The sequence below is a fragment of the Janthinobacterium sp. CG_23.4 genome (assembly GCF_029892305.1).
Lineage (GTDB): Bacteria > Pseudomonadota > Gammaproteobacteria > Burkholderiales > Burkholderiaceae_D > Janthinobacterium > Janthinobacterium lividum_D.
The window spans coordinates 4,818,616-4,840,549 of record NZ_JARXUX010000001.1 but is presented as its reverse complement, the minus strand read 5'-3'; the positions used below and the strand labels follow the sequence as shown (position 1 = coordinate 4,840,549).

Annotated in this window: 19 protein-coding genes, 1 tRNA gene and 1 pseudogene; 12 read left to right on the top strand and 9 right to left on the bottom strand. The window is 61.0% G+C overall.

The genetic code is table 11. The annotated features are described in order from the left end of the window. Positions 1–22 precede the first annotated feature (22 nt). Both H4V96_RS21675 and H4V96_RS21670 read left to right on the top strand, forming a co-directional pair. Positions 23–1,534 carry a polyamine aminopropyltransferase gene (locus H4V96_RS21675; protein WP_196856175.1) on the top strand — a complete coding sequence of 504 codons (1,512 nt, stop codon included), beginning with the start codon at positions 23–25 and terminating at the stop codon, positions 1,532–1,534. Then, entirely contained in the window at positions 1,534–3,165 is a 1,632-nt protein-coding gene (locus H4V96_RS21670) for an NAD(P)-binding protein (RefSeq protein WP_196856176.1), read from the top strand. Before H4V96_RS21675 ends, H4V96_RS21670 begins: the two co-directional genes overlap by 1 nt. Before the next feature lie 134 nt (positions 3,166–3,299). Here H4V96_RS21670 and H4V96_RS21665 read toward each other — a convergent pair. Further along, positions 3,300–3,492 (bottom strand): annotated as a pseudogene (locus H4V96_RS21665) (hypothetical protein); the annotation flags it as partial. A gap of 153 nt (positions 3,493–3,645) precedes the next feature. Here H4V96_RS21665 and H4V96_RS21660 point away from each other — a divergent pair. The 3 genes from H4V96_RS21660 (at position 3,646) to gabD (ending at position 6,442) form a co-directional block, all read left to right on the top strand. Next, the gene (locus tag H4V96_RS21660) at positions 3,646–4,068 is read left to right on the top strand and encodes a CoA-binding protein (protein ID WP_010393748.1); all 423 of its coding nucleotides are present in this window, start codon (positions 3,646–3,648) and stop codon (positions 4,066–4,068) included. Further along, positions 4,065–4,907, top strand: coding sequence for a PPK2 family polyphosphate kinase (locus H4V96_RS21655; protein WP_010393746.1), 843 nt, complete (start codon positions 4,065–4,067; stop codon positions 4,905–4,907). Before H4V96_RS21660 ends, H4V96_RS21655 begins: the two co-directional genes overlap by 4 nt. A gap of 80 nt (positions 4,908–4,987) precedes the next feature. Next, the gene (gene gabD, locus H4V96_RS21650; protein WP_280721154.1) at positions 4,988–6,442 is read left to right on the top strand and encodes an NADP-dependent succinate-semialdehyde dehydrogenase; all 1,455 of its coding nucleotides are present in this window, start codon (positions 4,988–4,990) and stop codon (positions 6,440–6,442) included. 6 nt (positions 6,443–6,448) lie between these two features. Here the strand turns inward: gabD and H4V96_RS21645 are convergent, their stop codons facing one another. Beyond that, positions 6,449–7,576: a poly(3-hydroxybutyrate) depolymerase gene (locus H4V96_RS21645; RefSeq protein ID WP_196856178.1), complete on the bottom strand. Its 1,128-nt coding sequence runs from the start codon at positions 7,574–7,576 to the stop codon at positions 6,449–6,451. A gap of 176 nt (positions 7,577–7,752) precedes the next feature. Here H4V96_RS21645 and H4V96_RS21640 point away from each other — a divergent pair, with 176 nt between their 5' ends. Beyond that, entirely contained in the window at positions 7,753–8,349 is a 597-nt protein-coding gene (locus H4V96_RS21640) for a glutathione peroxidase (RefSeq protein ID WP_196856179.1), read from the top strand. Positions 8,350–8,544: 195 nt separating this feature from the next. On the opposite strand, the gene pabB is transcribed toward H4V96_RS21640, so the two are convergent. The 3 genes from pabB to H4V96_RS21625 form a co-directional block, all read right to left on the bottom strand. Next, positions 8,545–10,389, bottom strand: a complete 1,845-nt coding sequence (gene pabB / locus H4V96_RS21635; protein WP_196856180.1) for an aminodeoxychorismate synthase component I — start codon at positions 10,387–10,389, stop codon at positions 8,545–8,547. A gap of 21 nt (positions 10,390–10,410) precedes the next feature. Next, positions 10,411–10,986 (bottom strand): nucleoid occlusion factor SlmA, encoded by a 576-nt coding sequence (slmA, locus tag H4V96_RS21630; protein WP_029496083.1) that lies wholly within the window; start codon positions 10,984–10,986, stop codon positions 10,411–10,413. 101 nt (positions 10,987–11,087) lie between these two features. Continuing rightward, the gene (locus H4V96_RS21625) at positions 11,088–11,816 is read right to left on the bottom strand and encodes a pyrimidine 5'-nucleotidase (RefSeq protein WP_029496082.1); all 729 of its coding nucleotides are present in this window, start codon (positions 11,814–11,816) and stop codon (positions 11,088–11,090) included. A 78-nt stretch (positions 11,817–11,894) separates the two neighbouring features. On the opposite strand from H4V96_RS21625, the gene H4V96_RS21620 reads away from it, so the two are divergent. Further along, positions 11,895–12,782 carry a TraB/GumN family protein gene (locus H4V96_RS21620; protein WP_280721153.1) on the top strand — a complete coding sequence of 296 codons (888 nt, stop codon included), beginning with the start codon at positions 11,895–11,897 and terminating at the stop codon, positions 12,780–12,782. 156 nt (positions 12,783–12,938) lie between these two features. Here the strand turns inward: H4V96_RS21620 and H4V96_RS21615 are convergent. Continuing rightward, positions 12,939–13,013, bottom strand: a tRNA-Thr gene (locus H4V96_RS21615). Positions 13,014–13,053: 40 nt separating this feature from the next. Beyond that, positions 13,054–13,947, bottom strand: a complete 894-nt coding sequence (gene argB, locus H4V96_RS21610; RefSeq protein WP_010393729.1) for an acetylglutamate kinase — start codon at positions 13,945–13,947, stop codon at positions 13,054–13,056. A gap of 231 nt (positions 13,948–14,178) precedes the next feature. On the opposite strand from argB, the gene H4V96_RS21605 reads away from it, so the two are divergent. The 3 genes from H4V96_RS21605 to H4V96_RS21595 all read left to right on the top strand — a co-directional run bounded on the left by H4V96_RS21605 (position 14,179) and on the right by H4V96_RS21595 (position 18,714). Beyond that, positions 14,179–14,361 (top strand): cysteine-rich CWC family protein, encoded by a 183-nt coding sequence (locus H4V96_RS21605; protein WP_080570560.1) that lies wholly within the window; start codon positions 14,179–14,181, stop codon positions 14,359–14,361. A gap of 113 nt (positions 14,362–14,474) precedes the next feature. Continuing rightward, entirely contained in the window at positions 14,475–17,531 is a 3,057-nt protein-coding gene (locus H4V96_RS21600) for a response regulator (protein ID WP_280721152.1), read from the top strand. 31 nt (positions 17,532–17,562) lie between these two features. After that, complete coding sequence (locus H4V96_RS21595; protein ID WP_010393724.1) at positions 17,563–18,714, top strand: two-component system response regulator; 1,152 nt, start codon at positions 17,563–17,565, stop codon at positions 18,712–18,714. On the opposite strand, the gene H4V96_RS21590 is transcribed toward H4V96_RS21595, so the two are convergent. After that, on the bottom strand, positions 18,707–19,993 hold the full coding sequence (locus H4V96_RS21590) for a PHB depolymerase family esterase (RefSeq protein WP_280721151.1): 1,287 nt from the start codon (positions 19,991–19,993) through the stop codon (positions 18,707–18,709). The genes H4V96_RS21595 and H4V96_RS21590 overlap by 8 nt on opposite strands. A gap of 54 nt (positions 19,994–20,047) precedes the next feature. After that, positions 20,048–20,461, bottom strand: coding sequence for a CopG family transcriptional regulator (locus H4V96_RS21585; RefSeq protein ID WP_010393719.1), 414 nt, complete (start codon positions 20,459–20,461; stop codon positions 20,048–20,050). Positions 20,462–20,853: 392 nt separating this feature from the next. Here H4V96_RS21585 and H4V96_RS21580 point away from each other — a divergent pair, with 392 nt between their 5' ends. Beyond that, positions 20,854–20,970, top strand: coding sequence for a DUF1289 domain-containing protein (locus H4V96_RS21580; protein ID WP_010393717.1), 117 nt, complete (start codon positions 20,854–20,856; stop codon positions 20,968–20,970). 8 nt (positions 20,971–20,978) lie between these two features. After that, positions 20,979–21,911 (top strand): MBL fold metallo-hydrolase, encoded by a 933-nt coding sequence (locus tag H4V96_RS21575; protein WP_010393714.1) that lies wholly within the window; start codon positions 20,979–20,981, stop codon positions 21,909–21,911. Positions 21,912–21,934 lie beyond the last annotated feature (23 nt).

Genomic DNA, 21,934 nt, shown 5'->3' with positions numbered 1-21,934 from the left:
CATATTAGAACAAAAAAGTCCAATGAACAAAAAGATTCTGATCTTGTCCGTCTTCGTGGTCGCCTCTTGCGGCCTGGCGTATGAGCTGATCGCCGGCGCCATGTCCAGTTACCTGCTCGGCGATTCCATCCTGCAGTTTTCCACCATCATTGGCTGCTACCTGTTTGCCATGGGTGTTGGTGCTCACTTTTCAAAGTATGTGCAGGATGATGATGTGCTCTCGCGCTTCGTCGACATCGAACTGGCCGTGGGCCTGATCGGTGGCCTGTCGGCCGCCATCCTGTTCATGACGTTTTCGTGGATGGCCGCGCCATTTCGCACCTTATTGTATGTGATGGTGTTCCTGATCGGCGCACTGGTTGGCATGGAAGTGCCGCTGGTGATGCGCGCCCTGAATTCGCGCCAGACGGAATTTTCTGAACTGGTCAGCCGCGTGCTCACGTTTGATTACCTGGGCGCGCTGGCTGTCTCGCTGTTGTTCCCGCTGGTGCTGTCGCCGTATCTGGGCCTGGTGCGCACGGGCTTCCTGTTCGGCATGCTCAACGTGGGCGTGGGGCTGTGGACGATTTATGTATTTCGCGCGGAGCTGAAGAACCTCACGGGTCGCTTCCTGCGCGCCTGCGCCGTGATGCTGCTGCTGATCGTCGGCTTTGCCATGTCGGACCGTATGGTGGCTTGGGGTGAACACGGCCTGTTCGGCGACCAGATCGTGTATTCCACCACCACGCCCTACCAGCGCCTGGTGATCACGCGCTGGAAGGACGATACGCGGCTGTACATCAACGGCAACCTGCAGTTTTCCTCGCGCGACGAGTACCGCTACCACGAGGCGCTGGTGCACCCCGTGCTGGAAGCCTTGCCGTGGGCGCGCCGCGTGCTGGTGCTGGGCGGCGGCGATGGCCTGGCGCTGCGCGAAATCCTCCGTTATCCACAGATCGAACACGTCACCGTGGTCGACCTCGACCCGGCCATGACGGCCGCGTTTACCACGCGCCCGGAGCTGGCAAAGTTGAACAAGAGCGCGTTCTCGGACAAGCGCGTCAGCGTCGTCAATGCCGATGCCGCCGTCTGGCTGCGCAATAACGGCGCTATGTTTGACGCGGCCATCGTCGATTTCCCGGACCCATCGAGCTTCGTGCTCGGCAAGCTGTATTCCGTGCCGTTCTACGACCTGGTGAAAAAGCACTTGGCGGCCAAGGGCTTGATGGTGGTGCAATCGACGTCGCCGTTCTTTGCCCCGCACGCCTACTGGACCATCAATGCGACCCTGCGCGAAGTGGGCATGCGCACCTGGCCCTACCACGCTTACGTGCCCTCATTTGGCGAATGGGGTTTTATTCTCGCTTCGCCCCAGCTCGACTACAAGCCGCCCACCAGCTATCGCCTGCCCATGCGCTACCTGAATGCGGACACCACGCGCGAAATGTTCATCTTCCCGCCCGATATGCAGCCGCTGCCGATGGCGCCAAATCGCCTCAACACCCAGTCGCTTGTGCATGAATTCGAGCAGGACTGGAACCGGGTGATCCGCTGATGCAGCGCCGTTCCTTCATGTTGTGGGCTGCCGGCGGTACTGCGGCGGCCGCCGTCGGCATCGGCAGCATAGGCGCGTATCTGCGCTGGCAGGAAATCACGCCCAAGGTGCTGTATCCGGGCCGCAGCGAAGGACACTATATGCGCGACCTGCTGCGCGAGCGCAAGGCCTTGCCACCGCCCTCGGAAAGCGTCAGCACGGATGTTGCCATTCTTGGCTCCGGCATCGCGGGCCTGACGGCTGCATGGCGCCTGAACAAGCTTGGTAAGCAGGACTTCCTGATGATCGATGGGCCGCAGCCATACGGTAACGCGGCAGGCGGCCACTTCGGCGACCTGGCTTATCCGACAGGTGGTCATTATTTGCCGCTGCCCTCGCCCGAGTCCACGCATGTGCGCGAGATCCTGTTTGACCTCGGCATCATCGAGCGCAATCCGCAGGCGGAAAAGCCGACTTACGACGAGCGCTATATTTTGCACGCGCCCGAAGAGCGCTTGCTGTTCAACGGCCAGTGGCAAGACGGCTTCATTCCCACCGAAGGCGTCTCTGCCGAGGAACTGGCGCAGCACGCACGCTTCTTTGCCGAGGTACGGCGTTTGCGTCAGGCGCGCGGCAACGATGGCAAACGCGTCTTTGTCTTTCCCACCGTGGAATCGTCGCATGACCCGGCCTGGCAGGCGCTCGACGCCATCACCTTGAAGCAGTGGATGGAGCGCGAAGGCTATACATCGCCCACCTTGCACTGGTATCTGAATTACTGTTGCCGCGACGATTACGGTACGCGTTATGACCAGGTTTCGGCCTGGGCCGGCCTGCATTACTACTGCAGCCGCTGGGGACAGGCGGCCAATGCCGGCAATGGTGCCTGGCTGACTTGGCCGGGCGGCATGCAGCCCGTGGCCACAGCCATGGAGCAGGCGTCGGGCGTGCGACGCAAGGCGGGCACGGTGGTGTCCGTGCAGACGACGGACAAGGGCGTAGAAGCACTTTGCCTGCAACTGGTCGACGGCCAGCCGCGTACTTATCTGGTCAAGGCACGCAAGGCCATCTGCGCCATGCCTCTGTATGTGGCGGCGCGCGTGGTGAACAACATCGCCGACTATGGCTTCGACGTCAAACGCGATACGCCCGCGTATGCGCCGTGGCTGGTGGCCAATTTTCTGCTTAAGCGCTTTCCCGACGAACTACCGCATGCGCCGCTATGCTGGGACAACGTGGTGTACCAGGAACCGGGCCTCGGCTATGTCGTCTCCACGCATCAGGATATCCGCGTGCGCCCTCCCGAGAAAACCGTCTTCAGCGCCTACGTGGCGCTGTCCGACCGCACGCCGCAGGAAGCCCGCAAGTGGCTCGATACGGCCAGCCCCGAGCAATTGCTGGCGCTGGCCAGCGTCGACCTGAAAGCGGCGTATGGACGCGATTTTGCCCGCTGCGTCGAGCGCGTCGACATTACCGTGCGCGGCCACGCCATGGCTGCTCCCTTGCCGGGATTTCGCAGCAATGCGGGCTTGAAGGCGCTGCGCGAACACGATGGCGCCATCCTGTTCGCGCATGCCGATCTGTCGGGCTTTTCCGTGTTCGAGGAAGCGGCGTGGTGGGGGGACAGGGCGGCGCGCTTGGCCGCCGTCTGATAGTCAAGTGCGTCATTCGCTGATTTTTCGCAAGCACGACATATTATTTCCGAAACATACTAAATCCGCTTCGGCGGTGTCGCCTGCGGGCCGATGTCATGAAAATTTTCATAGCGGGAAATGATGAATCTAGGCTAGCGCAAGCGCAGTCCAGGGCCCCCGATTACTCGAACCGGCTTATTCGTGCTTGTGGAGCATATCGAAAAATCGGCCACCAGCAGCACCAGTGCCTTGATCACCTGCTGAAAATCGATGTCGAAGGCCGCCGATAAAGCAGGCTGCGATCACGTCCAGTTTGAAGTCGGCACCGGCTTTCGGCGTGGCTGTGCAGCCGACGGGCCCGCGTGTCAGGATCGCGCGTCTGAATTTGTGGCAAAGATGGCGTTGCTGCGCACGGCAGGATCTTCTTGCTAGCTCCCGCAGCGGGATAATTCTGCTACGCTAGGCGGGCAATGTCGCACGCCTAACCACGACCAGAATATGTCCAACATCGCCCGCATTTTGCAAGACAGCCGCATCATCGCCATCGTCGGCATGTCCGACAAGCCCGAACGCGCCAGCCACGAAGTAGCTGACTACTTGCTGCAGCATGGCTACCGCGTGCTACCCGTCAATCCTGCACTCGCTGGCAAGGAAGTGCTGGGCCAGCGTGTTCATGCCAGTCTGAGCGAAGCTGCTGCCTTTGTCGCTCCGGCGCGCATCGACATCGTCGATTGTTTCCGCAAGTCCGAGGATATCGTGCCCATCGCCGAGGAAGCCATCGCCGTCAAGGCAGGCTGTTTGTGGCTGCAGCTCGATATTATCAACGAGGCTGCGGCGCAACTGGCGCGTGCCGCTGGGCTGGCGGTGGTCATGGATCACTGCACGAAAATCGAGCACCGCAAGCTGGCGCTGGCAGCATGAAGGCGCGCAAGCAATTCCGTGCCGGCCAGGGCTTGCACCTGAACGAGGAATTCGCCGGCAAGCGCCTGCTGGGTGCTGCTTCCAAGGCGGCGAATAAAAAGCTGACAGCGGCCCAGTGCAAAGCCCTGGATATCGAGGAAACCATGGCGTTGACGGCGCAGATCGCCGAGTGCCAGAGCATGCTGTATGCACAGCACAAGAAAAAGGTGCTGCTGGTGTTGCAGGGCATGGATACGTCGGGCAAGGATGGTACCGTCAAGGCGATTTTCAGCAACATCAATCCGATGGGCATCCGTGCCGTGGCATTCAAAGGGCCCACCGATATCGAGCTGGCACACGATTACCTTTGGCGCGTACACCAGCATGTGCCCGTCAAGGGCGAGATCGCCATCTTCAACCGTAGCCACTACGAGGATGTGCTGATCACGCGCGTGCAGGACATGATCGACAAGGCAGAATGTCAGCGCCGTTATGCGCAGATCCGCGATTTCGAGCGCATGCTAAGCGAAACGGGCACCGTCATCCTGAAAGTGTTCTTGCATATCTCCAAGGAGGAACAGCGGGGACGGCTGCAGGAGCGGCTCGATGACCCCGACCGCCAGTGGAAGTTCGACCCTAATGATATTGCCCAGCGCAAGAAGTGGGATGGCTACCAGCGTGCCTACGAAACGGCGATCCGCGAGACCGACGCCGATCACGCGCCGTGGTACGTGGTGCCGTCCAATTCCAAGACCCAGCGCAACTTGGTGGTGGCTTCATTGCTGCTGGAAACGCTACAGGGCATGCAGCTGGGCTATCCGCCACCGGTGCCGAAACTGTCATCTTTCAAGGTCGAGTAGTTCCGTACTTTGCCTGCGGAATCGACCGTGCTGTGGCATAGTATCCTTCGTCGATAATTCAAACCAGACCGGAGATGCATATGCTGCAGTTGAAAGATCCTACCTTGTTGCGCCACCAGGCTTACGTGAATGGAGCCTGGACGGATGCCGACGCTGGCCAGACAATTAATGTGAGCAATCCCGCCACCGGCGAGCATATCGGCACGGTACCCCTGATGGGTGCTGCCGAAACGCGCCGCGCCATCGAGGCGGCCAATGTCGCCTGGCCTGCCTGGCGCAAGAAGACGGCCAAGGAGCGCGCGGCCGTGCTGCGCCGCTGGCATGACCTGATTCTGGAAAACGCCGACGACCTGGCGCTGATCATGACCACCGAACAGGGCAAGCCTTTGCCGGAAGCGAAAGGCGAAGTGCAGTTCGGCGCCTCGTTCATCGAGTGGTTTGCCGAAGAAGGCAAGCGCGTCGCGGGAGAGACCCTGCAATCGCCGTGGCCGGACCGTCGCCTGGTCGTCACTAAAGAGCCTATCGGCGTGTGTGCTGCCATCACGCCGTGGAATTTCCCCGCCGCCATGATCACCCGCAAAGTCGGTCCGGCCCTGGCCGCCGGCTGCCCGATGGTGTTGAAACCGGCCGAAGCGACACCATTTTCCGCGCTGGCGCTGGCCGTGCTGGCCGAGCGTGCTGGCGTGCCTGCGGGCGTATTTAGCATCGTCACCGGTGCGCCCAAAGACATCGGCGGCGAAATGACCTCGAACCCCATCGTGCGCAAGCTGACGTTTACGGGCTCGACCAAGGTGGGCCGTTTGCTGGCCGAGCAATGCGCTCCAACGATCAAGAAGCTGTCGCTGGAACTGGGCGGCAATGCGCCCTTCATCGTCTTCGATGACGCCGACTTGGACGCTGCCGTGGAAGGCGCCATCGCCTCCAAATACCGCAATGCTGGCCAGACCTGCGTTTGCGCCAACCGTCTGTACGTGCAAGACAGTGTCTATGACGCCTTCGCCGAGAAGCTGGTGGCCGCCGTCGCCAAGCTGAAGGTCGGCAATGGCATCGAGGCGGGCGTCACGCAAGGCCCGCTGATTGATGGCAAGGCTGTCGCCAAGGTGGAAGAGCACGTGGCCGATGCATTGGCCAAGGGCGGCCGCCTGCTGGCCGGTGGCAAGCGCCATGTGCTGGGCAACGGCTTCTTCGAGCCGACCATCATCGCCGACGTGACGAATGACATGCGCGTGGCCACGGAAGAAACCTTCGGCCCGCTGGCACCGCTGTTCCGCTTCAAGACCGATGATGAAGTCATCGCCTTGGCCAACAACACGGAATTCGGCCTGGCCGCCTACTTCTATTCGCGCGATATCGGTCGCATCTGGCGTGTGGCCGAAGGCCTGGAAACGGGCATGGTTGGCGTCAACACCGGCTTGATCTCGAACGAGATCGCACCGTTCGGCGGCGTCAAGCAATCGGGCCTGGGCCGTGAAGGCTCGACCTACGGTATCGATGACTACCTGGTCATCAAATACATCTGCATGGGCGGTATTTAAGGCAAGCTAGCGTGAGCCGCGGCGCGCAGCCAAACGATCGAGCATGCCCTTGACCGCTGCCATCTGCGTGCCGCTCTTGCGGTAAAAATTCGGGTCGATCGGATTGATGCTGGTGTAGCCCCAAAAATCCCAGCAGCCTTTCGGGTTGTAGGGGTAGACCGGGCTCGGTTCGACCTGCGGATACAGCACGATGATCTTGTTGGCATCGGCTACCTGGTTGTAGCCGGTGCTGGTATAGAAACGGTCGCCGATCGCTTGCGTCGTTTGCAGGCAGCCGTGGAACACCACGTGCACGCGGCAACTCTCGCTGTCGCAGGCTTTCGGGATGTAGGCGTACCCCGTATGGTGCATGCTGGAGTACGCGCTCTGGATGAAGCTGCGCTGGTTGAAGGCGATCAGCTTGCCCGTCAGTGCGCTCGACGCGGGCAGCAAATCGGGGTACAGGTGCTGCAAGATGTCGCCTGCCTGCACGTAGTCGCAGTCGTTGATGAACGGCGATTCCGTTGTGGCGCAGGGCTTGTCCTGATTGCTGTCGGTCAGGATGGCGTGGCCCGCGACTAGCGTGTCAATGAAGCGGATCTGCGCCGCTGGCGTGCCCGCCAGTTGATAGAACTTTTCCACCTGCTCCACCACCGGCCGCGTCACGGTCTGGTCTTTCGTGCCACTGAACAGATACACGCGCTGACGTTTCAGGTTGGCCGTATCGTCGATGAGACGGGCACGCGCAAAATCGTTCGCGGCGCGCAGCAATTCGCTCGCTACGGGCGGCGCCACCTGCGCGCTGCCAGGATTCATGCAGGTGGTCAGGGCATTGGTCAGGTAGGCAATGAAAGGGAAGCGACCCGGCTGGCCCGAGCAGAAGTACGGCCCGCCAGCGATGATGCCGGCGCCGGCCACAGTGGCCGAGTAGGCAACGGCAAATTGCGCCGCCATGAAGCCGCCCGAGGACAGGCCCGATACGCTGGTCTGGCTCAAGTCGGCCTGGTAGGCGGGCAGGGCGGGGGCGTTCTTGTGCGCGCTAGCCGCCTTGACGGCCGTGACAGCCTTGGCAGCGTGCGCGCCGTCTGGCGCCAGGACGAGCAGGCTGGCGGCCAGCACGGTGGTGGGTAATGCGTTCAGGTGCAGGAAGGACATGGCTACTCCACGGGGCAAGGGCAGGAAGGCCGAGCATAGGTAAAAAAACTGTGCCTTGGGCAAGTACTGCATCGTTCTTGATATCGCTCAAGTAATCGCTGTTGCGGTGGCCCTCATACGCGTGTGCGGCGTTTGGCATAGAATGGTTTTTTTACTTTTCGACCATGGTGCCCCTCATGTCCAAGACCCTTGCCCAGTTGTTTGCCTTCGCCACCCTTGCCGCCAGCGCCAGTCTGGTCGTGCCGGCCCATGCTGCCGAAACCGCGGCTGCCACGATTGCCGCAGCGCCCGCCTGTCCCGCCATTCTCAAGCAGACCTTCAACCGCTTGCAAGATGAAGCGCCGCAAAACTTGTGCCAGTACGCGGGCAAGGTCGTGCTGGTGGTGAACACGGCCAGTTACTGTGGTTTTACCAATCAATACCAAGGGCTGGAAGCGCTGTACGCCAAATATGGCAGCAAGGGTCTGGTGGTGCTGGGCTTCCCGTCGAACGATTTTGGCAAGCAGGAGCCTGGCAACAGCAAGGAAATCGCTGATCTTTGCTACAACACCTATGGCGTGAAGTTCCCCATGTTTGCCAAATCGGTGGTATCGGGGCCGGCACCGAATCCGCTGTACGCGGAGCTGATCAAGCAGACGGGCAAGACGCCGGGCTGGAATTTTCATAAATACCTGATCGACCGCAACGGTAAAGTGGTGGAAAGCTTCCCCAGCAAGGTGACGCCGGACGACAAGAAACTGCTGGGCGCCGTAGAAAAAGCGCTGGCGCTGTAAGTTGTCGCTATACCAGCAAGCCTGCGCGCCTGCATTTTTTTATGCTGTGCCTGTTGGTTTGCCACCATTGGCCGGCGCTGCTTGTCCGGCTTAGTCACAAGCAGCGGCAAGCAGAGCATCATGGCGTATGTCGATGGTCTTGGGGTGTCTTACCGCAAGCCCATCCTACGGTGGTGACACGATGCGGATAGACGCTTAATCGATGAGCTTGGCCGGCAGTGCGCCGCGCAGCGCATTGCACACGACGATCGCTTCGGCGCGCGCCAGCATGGCGCGCGTGATGATGGTTTCCTGCGCGTTCCAGGCGGGATCGGCCAGCATGGCTGCACGCTGCACGCCGGGCAGCACGCCGCAGGACAGCGGCGGCGTGTGCCAGCGCGTATCGAGCTGCACGAAGACATTGCTGCGTCCACCTTCCGTCAGCTCTCCCCGCTCGTTAAAGAACAGCATGTCGAAGCAGCCCTGCGCTTCGGCAGCGCGCCAGGCGGCGTCATAGCGCGTGCGCAGGCTGCTCTTGTGGCGCAGGAACAGGTCGTCTGCCGTGGTGGCCTCGGGGGCCAGCATGACTGTTACGCTCTCCGGCAAGGCGCTGAGAGCACCACTCTGCAGCGTGTATTTGCCGTCCTGGCGCAGCGCCAGGCGCAGGCGGAATGGCGCATCGTCGGATCGTTGCGCGCATGCCGCCTGCAGTGCTGAGCGGGCAGCATTGTCATCCCAGGTAAAACCGAAGTAGGCGCTGGAAGCGGCCAGGCGCGCCAAGTGGCGCTCTTGCTGGCGGCAGCCATCGGCGCGGCTGGCGTGCAGGGTCTCGAACAGTTCAAAGTCGTTGCTCAAGCCGGTCAGGAAGCGGGCCTTGAGCTGACACTCGGCAAATTCCTCTTGCGCATCGCTGTCGAGTACGATGCCGGCGCCCACGCCCATTTCGCCGCGCCGGATACTGCCAGCGCCAGCGCCAGCCGGCTGCAGCGCCAGGGTGCGGATCGGTACGGACATGCAGAAGTCGCCCACCGCGTGGACAGCGCCGATGGCTGGCGGATCGAACCAGCCGATGGCGCCCGTGTAGATGCCGCGTGGCGCCGCTTCCAGTTCGGCGATGATTTCCATGCTGCGCCGCTTGGGCGCGCCCGTGATCGAACCGCAAGGGTACAAGGCCTGGAAGATATCAGCCAGGCTGGCATCGTCGCGCAAACGCGCTTGCACGGTGGACGTCATTTGCAGCACGCTGCTGTAGCGTGTCACCTGGAACAGTGCCGGCACCTTGACCGAACCCGTGACGGCGATGCGGCCGATGTCGTTGCGCAGCAGGTCGACGATCATCAGGTTTTCCGCGCGGTTCTTCGGATCATTGGCCAGGGCGCTGGCACGATGCGCGTTTTCTTCCACCTGTTCGGCAGGGGCGGCCGGCGCCGTGCCTTTCATGGGACGCGCCGTCAGCTCGCCCTGCGCATGGCGCACGAACAGCTCCGGCGACAGCGACAGCAGGGCACCGCCATCGGGCAGCATTATCAGCGCGCCATACGGCACCGGCTGGCGCGCGCGCAGCCGTGCATACAGCGCCAAGGGCGAGCCGAAGGCGTCGAAGCGCAAACGGTATGTGTAGTTGATCTGGTAGGTGTCGCCAGCCACGATGTAGTCGTGGATGCGGTTCAGTGCGCGCGTGAATTGGCTGTGATCCACATTTGCGTGTATGCCGGCGATACCGGCCGGCGTGTCCGCCGCTGGCGTCCGTTCAGCCAGCCATTGCAGCACCGCATCCTGTGACAGCTGGCTGCAATGTTCAAAGACCAGCACCTGCGCCAGCGGCGCGGCGTCGATGCCTGCTGCACGTGGTGGCATGGCCAGCAAGTGCGCCCCCAGCTCATAGCTGCACACGCTGACGGCGTACTGGCCGCGTTGCAAGGCCCCTTGCAGCCCTTCGAGCAGGGCTGGCCAGCTATCGCCGTCGGTGCACTGCAAGACCTCTACCAGACCCGTGTACAGGCGCGAACTGGCGCCTGGCGTGCTGGCGTCATCGAGCAGGGCGAAACAGTCGGTGTGCATAGGGACAGCGGCGGCGATGATTTATCCCAGCAGCATGGCGATTTGCAGCGCCGCTTCCTGGGACGGATTGATCTTGAAGCCGCTCTTTGCATAGCGGTGCCAGCGCCCGATGACGAAGCTGATGATCAGGGTGGCGCGCGCCGCCACTTCGCTTTCCTTGCCATGGCCTTCGGCGGCGGCCACGCGCAAGGCCTGCTTGAGCGCCAGCTCCACGCGGTCGTAGAACTGGTTCATGCGTACTTGCAAGCGTTCGTCCTCATTCACCAGCGCATCGCCGATCAGCACGCGCGTCATGCCCGGATTGCTGATGGCAAAATTGAGCAGCATGCCGATGATGTCGCGCGTCTGCGTCATGCCGTCGCTGTGCTTGTCCGCGATCTGGTTGATCAGGCCGAAGACGCTCGACTCGATGAACTCGATCAGCCCTTCGAACATTTGCGCCTTGCTGGCGAAATGGCGGTACAGGGCCGCTTCCGACACGGCCAGTCTGGCGGCCAGTGCGGCAGTGGTGATTTTTTCGCCTTTCGGCTGCTCCAGCATTGCGGCGAGGGCCTGAAGAATTTGTAGCCTGCGTTGGCCCGGCGGTGTGCTTGCCATATTTTCTCTTGTCGTTAAAAAAATGCTGCCTTGATGAGGAGGTCCGTCACCGCCGCTAGCGGTGCGGCCCCCGGCGTCAACCGGAAGCCTAGGAGCCGCCTTCAGCGAAGACGGTGAAGGCGGCGTGCCAAATGCCGGACAGATTTTACTTTGACATCGACGTAAGCGGGGCGATTTAACGCCTTTGGCAACTTTGCCACGCCGATCGGATCAGCCATTTTCAGGTATTGCGTAATCCAGGCCGTGCGCAGCCCCAGTTTTTTTGCGCCCCGCAAGTTGGCCAGGGTGTCTTCCACCAAGATGCAGCGGCCAGGGCGGATGTGGTGCTTGCGCATCAGTTTGCGCAGCATCAGGGTCGATGGCTTGGGCCGCAACTGGCGGTGCACATGCATCGCCTCGATGGCGATATGCTGCGCAAAGTGTCGCTGCAAGCCCAGGTGGCGCATCACGTCGCTCGAATAGCGCAGCGGCGCGTTGGTGAGCAAAATTTTACGGCCAGGCAGGCGTTTGAGTAAAGCCCCCAGCCCCCGCTCGGCGCGTATCATGGCGCGCAAATCGTCGAAGGTATGCGTCTCGTGCAAAAAATGCGCTGCCTGCACCTGGTGGTGCTTGACCATGCCCAGCAAGGTGGCGCCATAGCGGCGCCAGTAGCCCGCGCGCGCCGCATTGACGATGGCGGCGTCGGCCGGCGTCACGCCGTCGCCCAGTACGCGGGCAATATACGTGTTCATATTGGCCGTGATGGTGGGGAAAATGGCATGCGATGCATTGTGCAGCGTGTTGTCGAGGTCAAACAGCCAGACCGGCGACGAGCGGTTAAGATGGGACACAGGCACAAGAGTCTTTGCTAGCGAGAGAAGATGAAAAATTCAACAATCAGGAAAACCATGCGACGCCAGATTATAGTGATGTTTTGCGGATTATTCTTGCTGCCGTTGCAGGCGGCCCTCGCCGACGCGTCGCCCTTGGTACAAAATCGGGGCGCCTTGTTCAAGGTGCAGGACGCCAGCCACACTCTGTATCTGTTCGGCACCATCCATGTCGGCGCGCCTGATTTCTATCCGCTCGAGCCGTTGGTGACGCAGGCATTGGAAGACGCCGGGGCGCTGGCGCTGGAGATCGATCCCGGCGCCGATCCGCGCGCCGCCGTGGGCGCCATACTGAAATATGGCATGGAGGCGCCGGGCAGCAAAGTACCGGCTGATTGCCGTCAGACCCTGGCACCGCGTCTGGCGCCGCTGTTGCAAAAATACGCGATTCCAGCCGAATCGGTGGCGCCGATGAAGCCGTGGATGCTAGCCAGCATGCTGGCCATCGGCGAATTTTCCAGCCTCGGCTACCGCTCCGACCTGGCGGTCGACAATTATCTGGCGCAGCAGGCCAAGGCGCGCAAGATTCCCGTGCTGGAACTCGAATCGATGGAAGGCCAGATGGCACTGTTTGGCGCCATGACACCGCTTGAGCAGTGTCGTTTCCTGGAAGACAGCGTAGTCTCGATCGAGGAGCAGGAACAAAGTCAGGAAGCGCGCGCGATCGCCGACGCTTGGCGCACGGCCGACGCGGCGGCCTTCGATACGCTGGCGGCAAAGGCGGCGCAAGACCCGTCGTTTGCCGCGCAGTTCGTGCAAAAGGTGTTGTTAGATGGCCGCAACCCGGCCCTCGCCGAGGGCATCGCGCAACTACTGGCGCGCGAAAAAAATAGCCTGGCCGCTATCGGCATACTGCATCTGGTGGGAACGAAAAGCGTGCCGGACTTGTTGCGTCAAAAGGGCTTGAAGGTCGAGCGGATTTATTGAACGGCAGAAGCGATGACGGCAGCTCAGCCGCGCAAAACACGCGGCAGAGTAGATGAAAAGTGTTCAGGGCAAGGCGTCGAGCCGAAGACAGTACGCATGGTCGGCGAGGCGAGGCAACGCAGCCATGGACATTTTTCAGATACGGGGATAAGTCGATGGTGCCCTTGACGTGGATCGAACACGTGGCCTCTCCCTTACCAAGGGAGTGCTCTACCACTGAGCTACAAGGGCATAAAAAATCGGCGCTGGGTGAATTGCGCCGAATTAATCTTTAGTGCGAACGGATCATAGTACCAAAAGCCTGCTCGGTCAACACTTCCAGCAATAATGAGTGTTCGATGCGGCCATCGATGATGTGCACCGTGTTGACGCCGGACTTGGCGGCGTCGAGCGCGGACGAGATCTTTGGCAGCATGCCGCCCGAGATCGTGCCGTCGGCAAACATCTCGTCGATTTCGCGCGCGGACAGGTCGGTCACCAGATTGCCCTGCTTGTCCTGGACGCCGGCGATGTTGGTCATCATGATCAGCTTTTCCGCTTTCAGGATTTCCGCGATCTTGCCCGCCACGACGTCGGCGTTGATGTTGTAGGCCTGGCCATCCTGGCCGAAACCGATAGGCGAGATGATGGGAATGAAGGCATCGTCCTGCAGCGCCTTGACGACGGCCGGATTGATCGCGTCGATCTCGCCCACAAAGCCGATGTCGAGGAATTCGCCCGGATGTTCGCGGTCTGGCATCTGCATCTTGCGTGCCCGGATCAAGCCGCCATCCTTGCCCGTCAAGCCAACTGCCTGGCCGCCGTAATGGTTGATCAGCATGACGATATCCTGTTGCACTTCGCCGCCCAGTACCCACTCCACCACTTCCATGGTTTCTTCATCAGTGATGCGCATGCCTTGCACAAAGGTGCCTTGCTTGCCGATTTTTTTCAGTGCGTTGTCGATCTGCGGTCCGCCGCCGTGCACCACGACCGGGTTCATGCCGACCAGCTTGAGCAAAATGACGTCGCGCGCGAAGCCGTGCTTCAGGCGTTCGTCCGTCATGGCATTGCCACCGTATTTGATGACGATGGTCTTGCCATGGAAATTGCGAATGTAGGGAAGGGCCTCGGCCAGAATCTGCGCCTTGATTTGTGGCGACACCGCCGTCAAGTCGTCATTCATGTCCAGGTTCAAGTTAGCTAGTTGATTCATGGCGAGTCCGGAAAATAGATTTGTGAGATTTTACAGTGAAGAAGAAAATCTTGGCGGCATTATAGGGCGATCTTGTTGTATTTTCCCTGATGATCCTATAGTCTGGTTCGATATGTCCGCCAGCCAGCCCTTTTACTGCCCGTTACATCTGCGTCACACCCCGGTGCAGCATGACACACACTTGTTAATTTAAACACAGCCATGAGCCAGTGCACTCTCTGCGGCGCCACCTTCCAGTGCGGCCAGACTGACCCGCAGGCCGGCGCAGCATGCTGGTGCATGGCCTTGCCGCCCGCCATACCCGTGCCCGGCAGTCGCGTCGTCGGTTGCTGGTGCCCAGCCTGCCTGCAAGCGCATATCGCCACCCTGCCCCGCTCGCAATAGCGGTCACGTTGGCTGATTAAGCGCTGCAGTATAAATTGCTTTGTAATAAACCTTGCTTTCCGTAGGGGAATACGTTTAGATTTCGATTTTTAAGAATTTCTGACAGGAAAGTCATGCGCTTCAGGGATATCCGCATCGGCGTGCGTATCAATGCCGGTTATGCCATTTTGATCGTGCTGATGCTGGTCGTCATTGCCCTTGCGAGCAGTTGTATCTATGCCATCCGCGCCGAGACCGACGATATTTTGCAGCGCGATTGGATCGCGGCCAAGGCCACCAGCAAGATCTATGGGCTAGCGCGCGAGGCTGCCGCGCGCATAGGCAGCTTGCCGAGCCAGCACGAGTTGGCACGCCGCCAGGCGAATCAGGCGCGCCTGGAAGCGATCAAGCAAGCCATCGACGAGCAGGTGCGCATTCTCGATGGTCTCGATACGCGGCCGGAACAACGGCGCCTGCTGGAACAGATGCGCCTTGCACGCGCCGACTACTACGTGACGCTCAAGACGACGTTCGAACTGGCCGAGCGCGGTGACGATGCTGGCGCAGAGCTGGCCGTGCAGACGCAAACCTTGCCGGTGCTGGAAAAAGTGCTGCTGCATGTGGGCCAGCTCGATGACTTGCAGCAGCACTTGATACGCGACAGCGCCGCCGGGATACGCAACGATATCGATACGTCGCTGATGCTGATGGGCGGCATCGGGCTGGTAGCCCTGCTGATAGGCCTGGCCTTTGCCTGGTCGGCGCGCTCGATTACGCGCCCGCTGGGCGAGGCGGTGGCGATCGCCACGCGCGTGGCCGATGGCGACTTCAGTTCCGTCACTGAAGTGACGTCGCGCGACGAGACGGGCGAATTGCTGCAGGCGCTGAAAAAAATGAGCACCAACCTGGCCGTTGAGCAGGACCTGCGCCATGCCGTCGAAGTGGCCGAAGATGCGACCAAGATGAAGTCGGACTTCCTGGCCAATATGTCGCACGAGATCCGCACGCCGATGAACGGCATCATCGGCATGACCCACCTGGCGCTGCAGACCGAGCTCACCTCGACCCAGCGCAACTACCTCGAGAAGGTCGAGTCGGCTTCGAAGAACCTGCTGGCCATCATCGACGATATCCTCGATTTCTCGAAGATCGAGGCGGGCAAGATGGCCTTTGAAAAAGTCGATTTTTTTCTCGAGGACGTGCTGGCGCAGATCGCCGACCTGTCCGTGATGCGTGCGCAGGACAAGGGGCTCGAGCTGCTGTTCGACATCGCCCCCGACGTACCAAATGCATTGCAGGGTGACCCGCTGCGCCTGGGCCAGGTACTGATCAACCTGACCAATAACGCTATCAAGTTTACGGACAAGGGTGAGATCGTCGTCAGCATCCGTCTGCAACAGCTTGAGGAACATGCGGCCGTCTTGCGCGTGGACGTGCGTGACACCGGCATCGGCCTGACTCCGCCCCAGCGCAGCAAATTGTTCCAGGCATTTACCCAGGCCGACACGTCGACTACGCGCCACCATGGCGGCACCGGCCTGGGGCTGACCATCAGCAAGCGCCTGGTGGAAATGATGGAAGGCGAGATTGACCTGGTCAGCGAAGCGGGTAGGGGCAGTACTTTTTTCTTTACGGCGCGTTTCGGCCTGGCCGCCGTGCCACGCGACAGCCTGCCAGTGGTGCCGCAGTTCCAGGGCCTGCGTGTGCTGGTGGTTGACGACAACCCCAGCGCACGGGAAATCTTCGTCAGCATGCTGACAGCGCTCGGTTTCGAGGCGCGTGCGGTGTTTAGCGGCGTGCTAGCCATCGGCGCCGTGGCGCAGGCGCGTGCCGAGGGGCGCCCGTACGGGCTGGTGCTGATGGACTGGAAAATGCCAGGCATGAATGGCCTCGATACGCTGGCTGGTATCCGCGCCGATGCCGCCGGCATCCATGCGACGCCGGCCTGCATCATGGTCACGGCCTTCCATCGCGAAGCGCTGCTGGAGGCGGCACGCCAGCGCGAATTGCCGCTCGATGGCGTATTGAACAAGCCGGTCAGCGCCTCGACCTTGCTTGACCAGATATCGTTCGTGTTTGGCGGCGTGACAGGGCAAAGCCGCAAGACGCAGCGCCAGAGCAGCTACCGCGATGACGAGCGCGCCCTGCGCGGCGCCTGGCTGCTGCTGGTTGAAGACAATGAGGTTAATCAGGAAGTGGCACAGAAAATTCTCAACGACGCCGGTATTCGTGTTGACATCGCGAGCAATGGCGCCATCGCGTTGGCGAAGATCGAGGAAAATGCCTATGACGGTGTGCTGATGGATTGCCAGATGCCGGTGATGGATGGTTACCAGGCTACCCGCAAGCTGCGCCAGGATCCCCGCCATTCGAATTTGCCCGTGATCGCCATGACGGCCAATGCCATGGTTGGCGATAAGGAAAAATGCCTGGACGCCGGCATGAACGATTTCATCGCCAAGCCGATCAACGTGGCGCAGCTGTTCGGTACGCTGGCGCGCTGGATCACGCCGGCTGCGCCTCAGGAGGCGACGGCGGCGCAGCCGCAGCCGCAGCCGCAGCCGCAGCCTGAAGCGGAGCTGCCTGTGATCGCCGGCCTGAAGATGGCGGAGACCATACGGCGCGTGGGCGGTAATATTCCTTTGATGCGAAAACTGCTGGAGCGTTTTGTGGAAACACAGTTCGATGCCATGCAGCGCATCGTCACCGCCATCGAGAACAACCAGCTCGAGACGGCAATCCGAGAAGCGCATACCCTCAAGGGCCTGGCTGGCAATATCGGTGCCGGTGGCCTGGCCGACAGCGCGGCGCGGGTCGAGCATTTACTTAGTCTGGGATCGCATGACGGTTTGCCGCAGGCGCTTGCGGCCTGCACCCTGGCGCTCGACGAACTGGTGCCGAAGATTGTGTTGGCCATGCAGTCGCGCAGCAATGTGGCCGAGCCAGGCAACGCTGTCGTGGCACCAGTGGAGCGGGCACACTTGGAGGCGGGCTTGCGCGAACTGTCACAGCTGCTGCAGCAGGACGATGCGCAGGCCGTCAGGCATCTTGACGGTATCGCTCCCGTGCTGGCCGCGGCCGGGCAGGCGGAACATGCGCGCCAGTTGAAGCGCATGCTCGGACAATACGATTTCGAAGGTGCGCTGGCGCAGCTCGGTGAGGTAGCCGAGGCGCTGGAGCTGACACTGTGACAGGTATAGATATGCAGAACGAAGGACAGATATGAAAGCGCCAGCAAGCAAGCCAACCATCCTGGTGGTCGACGACACGCCAGACAATATCGACCTGTTGCGTGCGGTGCTGGAAGACGATTACCGGACCAAGATTGCCGTCAATGGCGAGCGCGCACTGAAGATCGCCGCTGGCGGCGACCAGCCGGACCTGATTCTGCTCGACATCATGATGCCGGGCATGAGCGGCTACGATGTGTGCCGCGCGCTGAAGGCCGATCCCGTCACGGCTGGCATACCCGTCATGTTTGTGACTGCCATGAGCGAGGTAGCCGACGAGCAGCTGGGCCTGGCTTTGGGCGCCGTCGACTACATCACCAAGCCGATTTCGTCGCCCATCGTACTGGCGCGCATCAAGACGCAGTTGGCGATGAAGCAGATGCAGGATTTCTTGCGCGACCAGAACCAGTATCTGGAAACGGAAGTGGAGCGACGGGTGCAGGAAGTCAAGGCGCTGCAGGATGTCACCATCCACGCCATGGCTTCCCTGGCCGAGACGCGCGACAGCGAAACGGGTAACCATATCCGCCGCACCTCGCACTACCTGAAAGCGCTGGCAGAGAAGGTACGCGGCTTGCCACGTTTCCGGGCTTTTTTGACGGACAAGAATATCGAACTGCTGTTCAAGACTGCGCCGCTGCACGATATCGGCAAGGTGGGCATCCCCGACCATATTTTGCTCAAGCCGGGGCGTTTTGAACCGCATGAAATGGCCATCATGAAGACGCACACCACGCTGGGGCGCGACGCCATCCTGGCAGCCGAGCAAGAGCTGGGCATCGAAGTCGATTTCCTCAAGTACGCCAAGGAGATCGCCTATAGCCACCATGAAAAATGGGATGGCAGCGGCTACCCGCAAGGACTCGCAGGCGAAGAAATTCCGATTTCGGCACGCCTGATGGCGCTGGCCGACGTCTATGACGCCTTGATCAGCCGACGCATCTACAAGCAGGGCATGGAGCATGCGCAGGCCGTGCAGATCATCATCGAGGGTCGCGGTTCGCACTTTGACGCCGAGATCGTCGATGCTTTCCTGGAAATTCAGGACCAGTTCATCGCCATCTCCAGCCGCTATGCTGACGGTATCTGCGAGATCGCCGACAAGCAGCGGCAAATCGCGCCGTTCGTCGAAAACATCAGCTGACGGTCTTGAAGAAGCGCAGCATCTCTCTGCTGGCGTCCGGGCCTTTGCCGTCTGTATAACTACCGTTGCCGCTGCCGCCGGACCAGGCATGGCCGGCGCCGTGGATGACCCAGTGTTCCCCCAGCGGTGAGCCATCTGCCTGGCTATGCGTGGTGCGCGTGTAGCGGTGGCCATTTGGTACGCTGCCATCGATGGAAGCGGCCTTGGCAGCCTTGCCGCCAGCTTGGCTGCGTACGCCCTGGGCAATCAGTTCATCGCCATTGCGCGGGTTGACGGTGGTGTCGCGGTCGCCATGGAAAACGATGATGGGCACGCCGCCTGCCGGTGCCTTGCGCTGGGCATTGGGCATGGCGCCGCCTTTCATGGCGGCCAGCGCCGACGGCAAGTCCTGTGCCGAGGCGAACGGCAGGCCCGAATGCACGCCGACGGCGGCGAACAAATCCGGGTACAAGGTGCCGACAATGACGGCCATGGCGCCGCCCGCCGACAGGCCGGCGACGAACACTTCGCGTTCATTCACCGGGTAGTCGTCGATCACTTGCCGCGCGATACCGGCGATCAGCGACGGTTCGCCCTGGTCGCGCTGCTGGTCGATGGCATTGAACCAGTTCCAGCAGCGCGAACTGTTGGCTCCCTGTGTTTGCGCCGGGTAGACGACAAAACATTCATTTTCTTCGGCCAGCGCATTCATTTGGGTGCCTGCCGCGAAATCGTCGGGATTTTGCGTGCAGCCATGCAGCATCACGATCAGCGGCATGGCTTGGCCATGATAGCTGCTGGGAATGTACAGTTTGTAGGAGCGCGTACCCGCATGGTTGCGGTATACGCCGTCGATGAACTGCGCGCCAGCGGGCATCTGCGCCGGCGTGCTCGCTGGCGCATTGAAACCGGGCGGATGGAAATTCGGCAGCTCGAAGGTGGGCATGTCGAAGCTATGCTGTCTCAGGCCTGCCGGCACGCCCAGACGCGCCATGAAATCTTGTGCGAACTCCTGGGCCACCTGCGCGGGCGTGGGTGGCACGGCAGCCGTTTCCGGCGTAGCATCGGCTTGCGGCTGCGCGGCTCGGGCCTGCGCTGATGCTGGTGCCGGTGATGGCGCAGGTGGCTGATTAATATCGCGCATGGGCTGTGGTGACGGCTGCTGTTTGGGCGCTGCCTGCGGCACCAGGCCAGCCGCAGCCAGCGCCTGCTCGATGGCTGCGGCGGCGGCGGGACTTTGGCCCATCAGATTACGGCTTGCGGCGCGCATCTGCGCCAACATGTTGAGAGGGAGTTTCATGACTATCCTTAACGGTGCTGCGCATCGGTCGGGGCATCGCCACGAACCAATACGCTAGTGAATTCGCCCTGCGAGCGCGGTCTTGACGACGCTGCTGGCATGCAGGGCACCTAATACGAAAATCGACTCGATGGTGGCCAGTGCCAGTTCCACGGAGACGTCGCTGGCGATGCTGGCCAGTCCCAGAACCTGGATTTGCAGGCGCTGGCCGGCTGCCTGGATCGCTTCCAGGTCGGCGCGCGAATAATGCTGCATGCCCAGTACCAGGCTTTTACGGGCGACGGTTTGCTTGACCACGTCGGCGTGGGCGCCCAGCTGGTTGCGGATCGCCGTCCGGATCAGATCCGTGCGGTTGGAATAAAAACCCTCCTGGACCAGCAAATCGATCTGCCCCAGGTCGATCAAACCGAGGTTGATCGTGATTTTTTCGGATTCCCCAATTTTGGGTTTGCTGTCTTGCTTGGCCATAAGTCTCCAAAAACTCTCCGCGGCATCCATTTGCCATCTGTATGGATGGTAGTATAGTTATGAAATATCTTAAGTCAAGCAGGATTTGGCCTGATCGTGTTGTAGGACGGATACCCGTAGAGTGAGTATGGACTGTAAAAAATTTCCGGAGGATGATTTTTTGATATGATTTTTCTTGTCAATATATTTACAGAAACATTGCATGGCGATGCCATCGCCTCGCCAGGTTGGTTTCGCGGCATAATGAAAGCCTCGACGTTTACCGATGCCGCTCCATGATGGTCGCTACCCCACCTCCGCCAGCCGTTCCGCTCCCCCTGCCGTCACCGGTGCCTTCGCCCTGTGTCAGCCTGTGCAAGATCAATCCCAACAGCGCTTTGTGCGAAGGCTGTATGCGCACGCTCGACGAGATCATCGCCTGGAGCAAGGCAGATGACGACTTCAAGCGCGCCGTGTTGGCCCAGTTGCCGGGCCGTGTATCCCTGCTCGATTTCGAGCCCGATTACTGAGGAAACCCATGCCGCGATCGCCAGCGTTGTTCCCCGATGCTATTCAGGTGTTCGAACGCGGCTGGCTATCGTCGAACAACATCCTGTTCAAGGGCAAGGATGACACGGCCCTGATCGACAGCGGTTATGTCACGCATGCGCCGCAAACGCTGGCCTTGCTGCGCCATAGCTTGCATGGGCGCCCGCTGGAGCGCTTGTTCAACACCCATTTGCACTCCGACCATTGCGGCGGCAACGCACTGTTGCAAGCCCAATATGGCTGCCACACCGCCATTCCGGTAGCCGAAGCGGACAAGGTGCGAGTGTGGGATGTCGATGCGCTCAGCTTCCAGGCCACGGGCCAGCAATGCCCGCGCTTCGGCTTTGATGCCACCATTTCTCCCGGTGACACCTTGACCTTGGCCGATATGGCCTGGCAGGCGCTGGGTGCACCGGGTCACGACCCGCACTCGCTGATTTTTTACTGCGCCGACGAGGGCATCCTCATTTCCGCCGACGCCCTGTGGGAAAACGGTTTTGGCGTGATCTTCCCCGAACTCGACGGCCGCTCCGGTTTTAGCGAGGCGCGCGCCACGCTGGACCTGATCGCCAGCCTGGACGTGCGCGTCGTCATCCCCGGCCACGGGCGGCCGTTCCAGGATGCCGCCGGGGCCCTGCAGCGCGCCTATTCGCGCCTCGACTACCTGTCGTCGGACCCCGTGCGCAATGCGCAGAATGCGGTCAAGGTGCTGCTGAAATTTTTGCTGCTCGAGCGTCAGCGCATCGCCATCGCCACGATACCCGCGCTGTTGCGCGGCATGCCCATCTTCGAAGAGGCCAACCGGCGCTTCCTGCGCCAGGAGACGGTTGCGTTGGCCGAGTGGGCTGTCGCGCAGCTATGCAGAGCTTGCGCGGCACATGTCGAGGGTGAGTACTTGCTCAATGAGCCTAGACACGGATAGCTAACAAATTCAGCACGACCGTA